The organism is Paenarthrobacter nitroguajacolicus (assembly GCF_031455195.1).
Taxonomy (GTDB): Bacteria; Actinomycetota; Actinomycetes; order Actinomycetales; family Micrococcaceae; genus Arthrobacter; species Arthrobacter nitroguajacolicus_D.
In genome coordinates this window covers 263,335-273,913 of the sequence record NZ_JAVDSH010000005.1, presented here as the reverse complement: position 1 = coordinate 273,913, position 10,579 = coordinate 263,335, and the positions used below count along the sequence as shown (strand labels likewise).

13 protein-coding genes are annotated in these 10,579 nt (G+C 61.8%); 1 reads left to right on the top strand and 12 read right to left on the bottom strand.

The features are described 5' to 3' along the window. Positions 1-15: 15 nt before the first annotated feature. The 8 genes from J2Y68_RS13235 to J2Y68_RS13200 form a co-directional block, all read right to left on the bottom strand. Positions 16-153, bottom strand: a complete 138-nt coding sequence (locus tag J2Y68_RS13235; protein ID WP_211713282.1) for a daptide-type RiPP — start codon at positions 151-153, stop codon at positions 16-18. A 64-nt stretch (positions 154-217) separates the two neighbouring features. After that, positions 218-343 carry a daptide-type RiPP gene (locus J2Y68_RS13230; protein ID WP_255773712.1) on the bottom strand — a complete coding sequence of 42 codons (126 nt, stop codon included), beginning with the start codon at positions 341-343 and terminating at the stop codon, positions 218-220. A 62-nt stretch (positions 344-405) separates the two neighbouring features. Continuing rightward, positions 406-549, bottom strand: a complete 144-nt coding sequence (locus J2Y68_RS13225; RefSeq protein ID WP_309994108.1) for a daptide-type RiPP — start codon at positions 547-549, stop codon at positions 406-408. A gap of 5 nt (positions 550-554) precedes the next feature. Further along, positions 555-1,787 carry a daptide-type RiPP biosynthesis dehydogenase gene (mpaC, locus tag J2Y68_RS13220; protein ID WP_309994107.1) on the bottom strand — a complete coding sequence of 411 codons (1,233 nt, stop codon included), beginning with the start codon at positions 1,785-1,787 and terminating at the stop codon, positions 555-557. Then, complete coding sequence (gene mpaD / locus J2Y68_RS13215) at positions 1,784-3,070, bottom strand: daptide-type RiPP biosynthesis aminotransferase (RefSeq protein ID WP_309994105.1); 1,287 nt, start codon at positions 3,068-3,070, stop codon at positions 1,784-1,786. The genes mpaC and mpaD overlap by 4 nt, the downstream gene beginning before the upstream one ends. Continuing rightward, positions 3,067-4,116 (bottom strand): daptide biosynthesis RiPP recognition protein, encoded by a 1,050-nt coding sequence (mpaB, locus tag J2Y68_RS13210; RefSeq protein ID WP_309994103.1) that lies wholly within the window; start codon positions 4,114-4,116, stop codon positions 3,067-3,069. Before mpaB ends, mpaD begins: the two co-directional genes overlap by 4 nt. Before the next feature lie 199 nt (positions 4,117-4,315). After that, positions 4,316-4,786: a DUF6301 family protein gene (locus J2Y68_RS13205; RefSeq protein WP_309994325.1), complete on the bottom strand. Its 471-nt coding sequence runs from the start codon at positions 4,784-4,786 to the stop codon at positions 4,316-4,318. Positions 4,787-4,791: 5 nt separating this feature from the next. Further along, the gene (locus J2Y68_RS13200; RefSeq protein ID WP_309994102.1) at positions 4,792-5,694 is read right to left on the bottom strand and encodes a TY-Chap domain-containing protein; all 903 of its coding nucleotides are present in this window, start codon (positions 5,692-5,694) and stop codon (positions 4,792-4,794) included. 58 nt (positions 5,695-5,752) lie between these two features. Here J2Y68_RS13200 and J2Y68_RS13195 point away from each other — a divergent pair, with 58 nt between their 5' ends. Continuing rightward, on the top strand, positions 5,753-6,421 hold the full coding sequence (locus tag J2Y68_RS13195) for a hypothetical protein (protein ID WP_309994101.1): 669 nt from the start codon (positions 5,753-5,755) through the stop codon (positions 6,419-6,421). Here J2Y68_RS13195 and J2Y68_RS13190 read toward each other — a convergent pair. From J2Y68_RS13190 to J2Y68_RS13175, 4 genes are all read right to left on the bottom strand, one after another. After that, positions 6,407-6,787, bottom strand: coding sequence for a hypothetical protein (locus tag J2Y68_RS13190; protein ID WP_309994099.1), 381 nt, complete (start codon positions 6,785-6,787; stop codon positions 6,407-6,409). The two genes, J2Y68_RS13195 and J2Y68_RS13190, sit on opposite strands and share 15 nt — an antisense overlap. A 92-nt stretch (positions 6,788-6,879) precedes the next feature. Beyond that, the gene (locus tag J2Y68_RS13185) at positions 6,880-8,205 is read right to left on the bottom strand and encodes an MFS transporter (RefSeq protein ID WP_309994098.1); all 1,326 of its coding nucleotides are present in this window, start codon (positions 8,203-8,205) and stop codon (positions 6,880-6,882) included. Next, a complete protein-coding gene (locus J2Y68_RS13180) occupies positions 8,202-9,782 on the bottom strand; it encodes an acyl-CoA synthetase (RefSeq protein WP_309994096.1) in 1,581 nt (526 codons plus the stop codon). The genes J2Y68_RS13185 and J2Y68_RS13180 overlap by 4 nt, the downstream gene beginning before the upstream one ends. A gap of 17 nt (positions 9,783-9,799) precedes the next feature. Beyond that, on the bottom strand, positions 9,800-10,564 hold the full coding sequence (locus J2Y68_RS13175) for an enoyl-CoA hydratase/isomerase family protein (protein ID WP_309994095.1): 765 nt from the start codon (positions 10,562-10,564) through the stop codon (positions 9,800-9,802). Positions 10,565-10,579 lie beyond the last annotated feature (15 nt).

Here is a 10,579-nt window from a genome sequence, read left to right as displayed (position 1 = left end):
ACCCGCGTGCACTGGCTAGGTGGCGGCGATGCCGACGACGATGCCGGCGATGATGATGACGTCACCGACCCGGATGTACCACGGTGTATCGTCCGGGGTGTCGAGGTTCTCGAGCTCTTCGATGGACAGCTGGAGGTTCGAGGTTGCGATCATTGGCTCCTCCTTTCTCTTCTTTGTTTGTCTGTTCGGTGCTTGCCGTTTTTGGGCCGTGGCTGGCTTAGGTGATGCTGACGGCGATGATGCCGATGGCGACTCCCTGGGTGACTCCGATGAACCAGTTGTTGAAGTCCGGGGTATCCATCGACTCGATCTCCTGGATGGAGATGTTGAGCTGATCCTGCATGTGCGTTCACCTCCTCTCGGCGCAGAGTGGCCTGCGGGCGTGCTTTTCCGCTGTGAGGCCGATCAGGTGATCGCGACCGCGATCCCCACCAAAGCCAGGCCTGCTGAGATTCCCTTGATGCGCTCGTCCCAGTCATCCGGGACGTCCATGGGTTCAAGTTCCTGGATGCTGAGGTCCAGGGGCTTGACTGCTGTGCTGATGTTCATGTGCTTCACCCCCTCTCCCCTGCCACTCGTAGTTGGCCCACTGGGCTTGGCAAGTTTTGGGCTGCTGCCGCCGTCCGGGTTGCTGCCGCCGCTCCGGCGAGCACGTGCTGCACCTGAACGGCGTCGATTCCGCGCAGCATGGGCAGCGCCCCACCCCAGTTCTGGACGGTTGCGTCGGCGGTTCGCGACTCCGTGTCTTTGCTGATTGCGCCAAGCCCGGCTATGCCCCACCGCGACATCAACTCATCGATGCCTCCGCCGGGACTGGGGTCAAGCGAAGGCTCAACGTCCCTCACCACGGCCCACAGCTCGTGGAGGCGGGCTTTGTCTCCCCATGCTGCTGCTCCGCTGGCGATCTCCCGCCAGATGGGACCGATTACTGACGCCGTCGCCGCCATCTTCCGTTCGCCGGTGACGTAGGCAAGCTCGTTGGCGACGTACCAATGTTTCGCGCCATAAGGGTTGCGTCCCATCAGCGCCCAACCGGTGTGGGTCTCCATGCTGAGGCGGCCCGCAGCCAGCCGCAGCTCCGGGGAATCGCCCCGGAGCAGGCGTTGGCTCAGCCGGATGATCCGTTGGATGAGCGAGTAGCCGTCGTCGTCGAACATGTTCGCGGTGCTGCCGATCATGGTTCCAGCCACCCGAAGGAACGCTTCCAGTAGGCCCTCGAAGACCATCGCCGTCGGCAGGGTGGCGAGGTGGCCGGCGTCGAGCATTGCGGTGTCACCCGCCAGGCGGCGGGAGACGATCAAACGGCGCCCGACGGCGGTGTCCAGGCACGCTACGCCGCTGACTTCCGCGCCGGTCCCCACGGTGGACGGCATAAGAATGGTCTTGGGGCGTTCCTTGGTTGTGGTGACTGGAGGCAGGACCAGGAGTCCCGAGCGTTTAGCGTGCCGTTCCGCGAAAATGGGCAGGCTCGGGTCAGCCGTGAAAAGGGCGGCGAGTTTCACGGCGTCCAGAACCGACCCGCCTCCCAGTCCAACAACGGTTTGGAGTCCGTTCTCGCGAATGAAAGTACCCACGACGCGCAGGGTGCCCACATCGACGGGTCTGGCCGTGAGTTCCAGGACCGGAACACCCTTGAGATCACCGGCCAGGAGTTTGTCCCGATGCTGCGGCAGTGCTTTGTCCACCACCAGGCCTGTCCGGCCGCGGGTAATTCCATCGATGTACTTGGGCGACATTCCTGCGTCCAACACCACGCAGCGCGTCTTCCACAGGTGGTCCGCGATCATGCGAACACTCCGTCGAAGTGTGCTGTGGTGAGGCCAGCTTTGATCGCAGTCCTGAGCTCCTGGAAGTTCTCCTCGGTGTAAACAAGAGCCGGCAAGAGCTGAATCCGGCCTGGTCCGGGCTGCACGATGGCGCCCGCATGGTGGATGCGTTTGACTACGGCGAGGACTCCCTCGGCTGAGAGGGGCAAGCCGTTGTTGGACAAAAGCTTGAGGCCCCGCATGCAGCCCCGGCCGGAGGAGTTGCCCACGCCCTTGGTGCGCTGGAGTTCAGTGATGAGTGTGTCCAGGCCACGTGAAACGCCTTTGTTGAGAGTCCTGAAGTCGAGCCTCCGCATTTCGTCGATAGTGCCCAGGATCGCGGCGCACGTTGCCGGGGTTCCTGCCTGGGTCTCGCCGTGGACAAAGACGGCCTCGTTCTTGTCAAAGGTTTCGGTGACCTTTTGGCCGATGAGCAGTGCGGCGCATGCGCTGGTGCCGTTGGTCAGGCCTTTGGACGTGATGATGACGTCCGGCTGCTCCGCCCACTCATCCGACGCGAACCAGCCGCCCACCCGGCCGAATCCGGTGGCAACCTCGTCCGCCACCAGGAGGAAGCCGTGCTGCTTTCTGTGCTTCATGACTTCTTCCAGGAAGTCGTCCGGCACTGCTTCCGCGCCCGATCCGAGGACCGGTTCCACAATGACGGCTGCGATCCTGTGGCCTTCGCGGTTCATCAGTTGGGTCAGTTCCCTGCCGTCGTCGAACGCTATGTGGCGGATGTTCCTTTGATCCACTGAGTACATGGCCTGCCCGAGTTCGTCGCCGCTGAGAGCCTGGCTTCCATATGTGAGCCCGTGGTAGCTGCCTTTGAGGCCGACAATGAGTTTCCGCTCCGGCTGTCCTTCGAGGACGAAGTGCTGGCGGGCGAGCTTCATCGCGGCGTCGTTGGCAGCGCCGCCGGAGGTGGAAAACACGACACGATGAAAGGCGTGCTTTGGCAGGCCCAGGAGGGCTGTGGAGGCATCAATGGCTTGGCGATGGGCCGAACGGAAGAGCGGCAAATACGACGCTGCTTGGAGTTCCGTACTGATGTTCGCGGCAATGTGCTGATTGCCGTAGCCCAGGTTGGCATTCCAGAGTCCGCTCTTGGCACACAGCCTCCGCCGCCCATCCTCAAAGGTGACGTGAACGCCGTCGGCCTTCACTGCAGTAAAGCTGTCCGCAGCGAAATCATGCTGGGTGGTCAGGGGAACCCAGAGCGGCAACTGTGTGCGAGGTGTGGGGAGAATGGGTACAACGGTCATCGGTTCGCACCAATGACGTCGATGCCAAGCTGCTCAAAGCGTGCCAGGACAGCTCGTGCGGATTCCTCAGCGATCGAGACCGATACTTTGAGCTGCGGCGCTGTCCTGATGGCCGCTGCTTTGACATCCCGCAGGTTGGAGACGGCCTCGATGATCACGGCTGCATCCGGTCCAAGTTTGAAGAGACGGCCCGTCTTGGTGTCCAAAAGGGTGTGGTCCAGGCCCCTTGTGAGGATGAAGGGAGCCTGTGGTGACGGAAGGTGGTCGCTTGGTGCTGCACCGTAAAGGCTCGTGCCAAATCCCACCAGCTTGGTGGTGGGGCGCTCCTCACGGGGAATGAACTTCCACGCGTCCAAGGCGGCCAAGTAGCGGGGTATCCAAGGTTTGGCAGCCAAGGAATCCTGGATGTCCCACGGGTAGTAAACAGCGGCCACCGCCGACTCCGGACGGAGCATGATGGCCCGTATCTTGAGATCCGCCAGGTGATCACCCACCTTGCCGATCCTGGTTCCGTATGGTCCGCTGAGGACAGATCCGTCCCTTGTGATGTGGAGCCTGGACAGCAGCAGGTTGTTCTTCTGGGTCCCGGCCAGCAGTCCGCGTTCCGCCAGCACCGCGTTGACCTCGGTCAGTTGCGGGACGAAGTGGCCCGAGCTGCGGGCTTCGTCAGCATCGTCGAAGAAGGCTTGCCAGTCCTCTTTAGTGGTGATCCTGACGACGGTTACGCCCACCAGGTTCACGAACGGGATGGCTATGTAATCCTGGATCTCGAGGCTGAGTGTGCCGTCCACCAGGAGCTCTTCACCGGCGGCGTCGAATGATCCGCTGACCGGGACAATACCGCGGTCATCCTTGTCGCCATTGCAGACGAGGATGGTGGAGCCTTCAGCGGCGAGGGACTTGGCGTAGCCCGTATGCTCGGGATTCTCTACGAAAATGACATGACCCGGAATGCGACCCGGAATGCCGGTGATCCACTGATCCGTGGCGGCGGCAATGCTTTGTTGCTGACTCAGCTTCAATTCCCCAACCCCAATGTTGTCCACGTTTTTCTGGAGCGGCCGCCGTGTTTTACCGCGGGCTCGTTCTTTGAAGGACACTATGGGCGGGCTGGAGGGCCACAGGGCAGTATGCGGGAACTAGGTGGTGAAGAGGCCCGTTTTGGCCGGAATTTAGGGGTACCTAGGTGCTGAATCGAGGGTATCTAGGTGGTGAAAGGTGGGGTGGTTCGGGCGGGGCGGCGCGTCATCGGTCGCCTAGTTTCCGCTCGACTTCCGCGCCTTGCGGTGTTTCAAACATCGCCAAGAGGCCACGGGAGAGAAAGATGAAGGACACGCGTGCACCGCCGTCGACGTTCCACCGCGCTGTGGGACCGCTCTTGGAATCCAGCAGTGTGGGCTTCCCCCACCGCCCTTCGCCCTCGCGGACCATGAGAGTGAAGGCGTCGCCGAGGAGCTCCGTCAGTGGGGACGTGATCTCCCGGGTGGTGTCAGAAGCCTGCAGGCTGAGCTCCATCATGCGGTCCTTGTATGGGACGGTCATGACGTCCGGGATGGTGAAGTTGGAAACCGTGTCCATTAAATACGGCGTACCGCCGTCCACCTCGATGGTCCAGCCAAACCGCTCGACGGCACGTTGTTGCGTCTCATCCTCTGTCAGGGGCCATGGCGCAGCAATCCAGAAGTCCATGATGTCGCAAAGTTCGGCTGGTTCCATGATTTTCAAGATCGTGCTCCTTTAGGCTTCATTCGCTTGAGACCCAGACCAGGAACTGCCAGCGAACCGGCGCCCGGGTCCATACGCTCCACTTTCTCCGCTGACCACGTCTCTCCTGCCGGCATCTGCTCCGCCTCGCGCCAGGCGCGGTAGCAAAGATCCTCCGGGCTGTTGATGCGATACGACTGGCGCAGGGCCGCGACACAGCGATCCGCGAGCGCTTTGTACTCAGCGGTCAATGCCGGAAGGGCGAGTTCAGATGTCCAATTGGGTTGTTCCACCACCGGAGCTTTCCACTCATTGTCTTTCAGCACAGACTCTCCTGCGTCGGTCACAACTTCCACTCCCGGGGCCTCGGCGTAGAGTCTGTCCGACTCACGTGCGAACTGTACGTATCTCCTTGGGTCCGCGGCCGATGCGACAACCAGGATGTCCCGGTCCGAGGTGCTGCGGAAAGTGGTGGCGAGCCTGTCCCGGAAGGCATCCCAGGCTTGCCTTCCGCCGTCGTCCTTTACCGCTGCCGCCCAAGGTGTGGGAATGGCAGTTCGGTGAGTTGTGATGCGCAGCTCCGCGTCATCGAGCGGGATTTCCTTCCTCCACTCACCACGATCCACCTGCCGGAACCCCGCAGCCTGCGCCTGCGAGTTGTTCGTCCACGCCTGGACCGGATCTGAAGGAACTTGGAGCGCAAAGGTGATGCCGCGATAAGTGCCCTGATACGTGAGCGTGAAGCACTCCAATTCCAAAGGATCACCCTGGGCTATCCGCTTCACATATTGGCCGTACTCGTTTCGGGTGAAGCCTGCAATTGCCTCATCGGTCCGCAACTCCCACCCCTGGCCTTTTCGGCTCAGGGGAAGTTCGACGCCGTCAAAAATCGCGTAGGTTCCTTGCAACATTTCCGTCATCCTGATCCCCTAGTTCAAGCCGCGGCGCTTCTTTGCCGGACGCGAATTTTCAGTGTAAATGACGGGACCGATGTTATTGACATGCGACTATCAATTGCTTGGACCTGTCACCGGCCAACGAGTAGCCTGCCTTATGGAGTCATTCATGTGGGCTAAAGCCCCTACAGAAAAGCCGGATAAAACCAAGGTCGCTGTGCTGCTGCCGGGGTCAGGGTATCCAGTAGAAGGCCCGGTCCTTTTCTGGATCGGGGAAATGCTGGGATCGCTCGGTTGGCACGTTCAAGCCGTCCGGTGGACTCCCGATGATTCGCCTCATGCTGACCCGCACTCATTTATGGCCAGGGCCGTCGAAAGCGCCTTCGCTTCCTCTCCGGATGCCCACCAGAGGTTGATTGTTGCCAAGTCATTCAGCACGTTGAGCATTCCGTGGGCAGAAAACAACAACGTGCCGGGTATCTGGCTGACGCCGCTGCTTACGGATTCCCTTGTCCGCAGCACGATTGCGGCGACAACCAAAGAGGACCTCTTTGTTGGCGGTTCGCTGGACAAGCTGTGGGACGGCGGACGGAAGTCCGAGCGTTGCGGGACATTCCTGGAGGTGCCGGGGGCCGATCATTCTTTGCAGATTCCGGACGATTGGCGGGCTTCGCAGAAGGCACAGGGTGAGGTGTTTGACCGAATCGATAAATTTGTCTCGTCGCTCACCCTGGTATCAGGAACCGCTTGATTGTTCATAGGGAACGGCAACAACTTGAACGTCGTCTTCATAAAGGATCGCGCCGGGATCAGCAGAGTAGAACGCATCGCAGGGGATGTCGTGGCGACGCAGAAGATCGGAATAGAAACCTATTCTGTCTATCAGGTGTGTAGCTGAGAGCTTGAACCAGGCCTGTGCGTGCGGGGATGCATAGAGCGATGCCTCAGGCGTGGCGTATGCAGCGTCGTAGAAGTCGTTGGCGCTGCGCCAAAAGCCCCAATCTTCCGGACTGAGACGGCCTTCCTTCGCCAGTCTGTTCGCTAAGGCGAAGATCCCAAGGTATCGGCCCTTGGGATCAGGCGTAGTCGACTGGTAGCGCACAAAGCGTTGTTCCATGCTGCCTAGCCAACCAGCAGACTGCAGCCGGACGCAACGAAGCCCCAGCGAGCCTGCATAAAACGGACTCGCCGGGGCTTCGTTTCGAACCCCTACAGAACCGTCGCCCGCGAAAGTGACAGGTTCTTGGTCTCACGGAAGAACAGGACCACAACCACCGCTGACACCAAGGCCATGCCCATCAGGTAGAACGCCGGAGCCAACGGAGTTCCAAAGCCCGCTACCAAGCCGGTTGCCACGAATGGGGCCGTCCCACCGAACAGGACATAGGCCAGCGTGTAGCCAATCGCAGATCCCGAAGCGCGGACCGATGACGGGAACATCTCCACCAGTGCCGGCACGTTGGACGTTCCGATCACCGCGACCAGGGCGCCCAGGACACTCGTTCCTAGGATCGCGAAACCGAGACCCAGCGGCATGATGGAGAACGCTGGAATGGTCATCACCACGAAACCAACACACGCAACCAGCAGCATCTTCTTCCGACCATGCCGATCGCTCAAACGGGCGGCCAGCGGGCAGACGGCCGTGTACACCAGCATCGTGATCACGCTCGTGATCATCGACTCTGCCGAGGAGTATCCAAGGCTCGATGTCATGTACGCAATCATGTAACTGCTCATCAGGTAGTAGGCGATCGCGTTGGTGATGCTGTAGCCGAAGAGGGTGAAGATCTGGCGCGAACACATCCGAATGGCATCACCCAAAGGCCGCTTAGCCACTTCACCCTTATTTTCCAGGCCGCGGAACACAGGGGTGTCGTCAACCCTGGACCGGATGTACAGGCCAATGAGTCCCAGCGGTGCCGCGAGCAGGAACGGGATCCGCCAGCCCCAAGCTTGAAGGTCTGCAGTGCTCAACGTCGCGGTAATTGCAGCACCCAGCAACGCACCGGCAACCGAGGCCAGCCCAACAGTCGCCGGGATGATGCTGGCGTAGGTGGCCCGCTTACCTTCCGGAGCATATTCGACAATGAAGGCTGAGGACCCTGTGTACTCGCCGCCCGTTGTGAAGCCCTGCACCGCACGGAAGACGAACAGCAGGATCGGCGCCCACACACCGATCACCGCGAACGTCGGCAGGATACCGATGCAGAACGTTGCCGCACTCATGATCAAGACGCACAACCCGAGCATCTTGTTCCGGCCAATTCGGTCGCCGTAGCGTCCAAAGAAAGCTGCCCCGAGCGGCCTGGCGATGAAGCCGCCGGCGAAGATCGCCCACACGGCCAGAAGTGACGCCGTCGTTGAGTAATCCGGGAAGAAGAGCTTCGCGATGGTGACGGACATGACCGCATAGGCCGCGGAGTCGAACCATTCGACGAAATTTCCGACGGCGGCTGCCGCGGCAACGCGCTTGAGGCTCCGGCGCGGGGACGCCTCGGTTTCGGCGGCGGAATTCTGGGTCACAGCATTCATGATGACTGTCCTTCACGGAGATGGTGCGGGAGTTCGCGGAGCTGGGCCCGCTGGACTTTTCCGGTGGCCGACTTGGGCAGCGCGGAGACGTATTCGATGAACCGCGGGTACGCAAACCGGGAGAAGTTCTCCTTGACGTGCGCCACGATGGTTTCGCTCAGTTCCGCTCCCCCAGCGTGACCGGGCATCAGTTCGATCCAGGCTTTGATGGACTGGCCACGGAGCTCGTCAGGCACACCCGTCACTGACACGTCCCGCACGGGATCGAGCTCACGAATGACTGCCTCCAACTCATAGGGTCCAACCCGGTATCCGGACGTTTTGATGACGTCGTCGGTCCTCCCCAGGAACCAGAAATAGCCGTCCTCATCCGCGTAGGCCTGGTCCTTCGTGTGGTACCAATCGCCTCCGAACGCGGTAGCGGACGCCTCCGGCACGTTCCAGTATCCCAAGGGAAATTGAGGGTTGGACCGCGCACGGAGGCAAACCTCGCCGGTCTCGCCAGGGGCCACTTCCTGCTCATTTTCGTCCAATAACCGGACTTCCCAGCCAGGAAGTGGGCGCCCCATGGACCCCGGCTTCACCGGCACGTCGGGGTAATTGCCCAGCAGGGGGTAGGACTCTGTGGAACCGTAGTAATCGAGCAGGGTCACGCCGTACTGTGCTTCGAACCATGCGATCAAGTCCGACGTCAGCGGCTCGTTGGACGAACAAACCGTCCGCAGGGACAGCGGGAAGCGGGCGCCGGCGTCGGGCACGTCTTCGCGCATCTTGCGCAGGAACGTCGGGTTGACCAGCGCGCTGGTGACGCGGTGGCGGCTCATGCTGTCCAGCAGGGCCGCCGGGTCGAAGCCGCCGGTTGGCCGGAACACCAGGTGCGTGGCGCCGAGCCGGAGCGGGCCCATGAGCTTGGCCAGCGACCAGGCCCAATCCCCCGCGCCGTAGAACACGTCGCCGTCGCCAAGCTGGTGGCAGTACTCGAATTCGTTGTGGCCAAGAAGCGTCCGGTGCGCGTGGACGATTCCTTTCGCGCGGCCGGTGGTGCCCGAGGTGTAGAAGATCAGGGCTGGGTCGTCGGCTTTCGTTTCGACGTTCTGGAAGTCTGTGGGCGCATCTTTGACGGCCGGGCTGTCGATGTCGATGAACGTGCCCTCGTAGCCCTCAAAGAGATGCTTCGCCGAGTCCTCGGCGATGATCACCGACGCGCCGCTGTCCTCCAGCCGGAACCGGATCGGCTCAGCCGCCCACAGCAGGGACATCGTGACCAGGATGGCTCCGGTCCGGAGCACGCCGAGGTACGCGGCCGGGGTGTCGGAGCGCTGCGGGAGCAAGACGGCAACCCGGTCACCCTTCCTGATGCCGGCCTGTTGGAGAGTCGCGGCGATCTGCCGGGAACGGTCCTGGATCTCGCCCCAGCTCACCTCACGTTGACCTTCGACGGCGGACTCCAGGATGAGTGCGCGCTTGTCCCTTGGGTGCTGGTCGGCGACGTCGACGGCCATGTTGTAGAGTTCCGGCACCTCCCAGCGGTGGCTGTTCCGGAGTTCGGTGTAGCGGTCTTGGGTTGCTGTTTTCATGTTGTTTTCCCGTCCGATCAGCGGCGGCCGGCGAGGAAGCGGGCCATTTCGCGCTGCGGTTCGCCGGTGCCGTATGCCTCGCGGTGCACGCGTTTGGCTTCTGCCATGGCGTCGGTGAGGTCGTCGTCTTCGAGGCTGCGCAGTCGGTTCTTGGTCAGACGGACTGCACCCGGAGGAAGGAGGCTCAAGCGAGCGGCGAGGTCCTTCGCGTAAGCCAGCACGCCGCCGTCGTCCGCCAAGTAGTTGAGGAGGCCGAGACGCTGAGCCTCGGCAGCGTCCACCAGCTCGCCGGTGAGGACGAACTGGGAGGTCTTGGACTTGCCCAGGATGCTCCACATGGCCCAGATCCCGGTGATGCTGGGGATACCGGAGAGGACTTCCGGCTGGCCCATGCGGACTTTGGAGTCACCGACGCGGAGGTCGGCGAGGAGCGAGTACTGGAAACCGGAGCCGGCGGCAACGCCGTTGACCGCGGCGATGGTGATCTGGTCGAGGTTGCGTACGGCGCGGTAGAGGCGGTCGAAGCCGTCGATCCAGGCCTCGGCGGACTCGTGATCCTCGGGGTTCATGGATGCAGTCTCGGCCAGGTCCTGCCCGGCGCAGAACGCGCGGCCGCTGCCGGTGAGGATGACCGTGCGGACTTCATCGTTGCCCTTGAGGCCTTCCAGGTAGTCGATGAGTTCGCTGCGCATGGCCTCGGTCCAGGCGTTAAGCTTCTCCGGGCGGTTCAGGGTGATGGTGGCGATGGGTCCGTTTTGTTCGAAGAGGACGTCCTGGGACATTGGGGAATTTCCTTT

Excerpts from the sequence above, each read along its gene's own strand:
- J2Y68_RS13185 (WP_309994098.1), bottom strand. The coding sequence starts at position 8,205 with ATGAATGCTGTGACCCAGAATTCCGCCGCCGAAACCGAGGCGTCCCCG.
- J2Y68_RS13205 (WP_309994325.1), bottom strand. The coding sequence starts at position 4,786 with ATGGAACCAGCCGAACTTTGCGACATCATGGACTTCTGGATTGCTGCG.
- J2Y68_RS13200 (WP_309994102.1), bottom strand. The coding sequence starts at position 5,694 with ATGACGGAAATGTTGCAAGGAACCTACGCGATTTTTGACGGCGTCGAA.
- J2Y68_RS13175 (WP_309994095.1), bottom strand. The coding sequence starts at position 10,564 with ATGTCCCAGGACGTCCTCTTCGAACAAAACGGACCCATCGCCACCATC.
- J2Y68_RS13190 (WP_309994099.1), bottom strand. The coding sequence starts at position 6,787 with ATGGAACAACGCTTTGTGCGCTACCAGTCGACTACGCCTGATCCCAAG.
- J2Y68_RS13230 (WP_255773712.1), bottom strand. The coding sequence starts at position 343 with ATGCAGGATCAGCTCAACATCTCCATCCAGGAGATCGAGTCGATGGAT.
- mpaC (WP_309994107.1), bottom strand. The coding sequence starts at position 1,787 with ATGATCGCGGACCACCTGTGGAAGACGCGCTGCGTGGTGTTGGACGCA.
- J2Y68_RS13225 (WP_309994108.1), bottom strand. The coding sequence starts at position 549 with ATGAACATCAGCACAGCAGTCAAGCCCCTGGACCTCAGCATCCAGGAA.
- J2Y68_RS13180 (WP_309994096.1), bottom strand. The coding sequence starts at position 9,782 with ATGAAAACAGCAACCCAAGACCGCTACACCGAACTCCGGAACAGCCAC.
- mpaD (WP_309994105.1), bottom strand. The coding sequence starts at position 3,070 with ATGACCGTTGTACCCATTCTCCCCACACCTCGCACACAGTTGCCGCTC.
- J2Y68_RS13195 (WP_309994101.1), top strand. The coding sequence starts at position 5,753 with ATGACGGGACCGATGTTATTGACATGCGACTATCAATTGCTTGGACCT.
- J2Y68_RS13235 (WP_211713282.1), bottom strand. The coding sequence starts at position 153 with ATGATCGCAACCTCGAACCTCCAGCTGTCCATCGAAGAGCTCGAGAAC.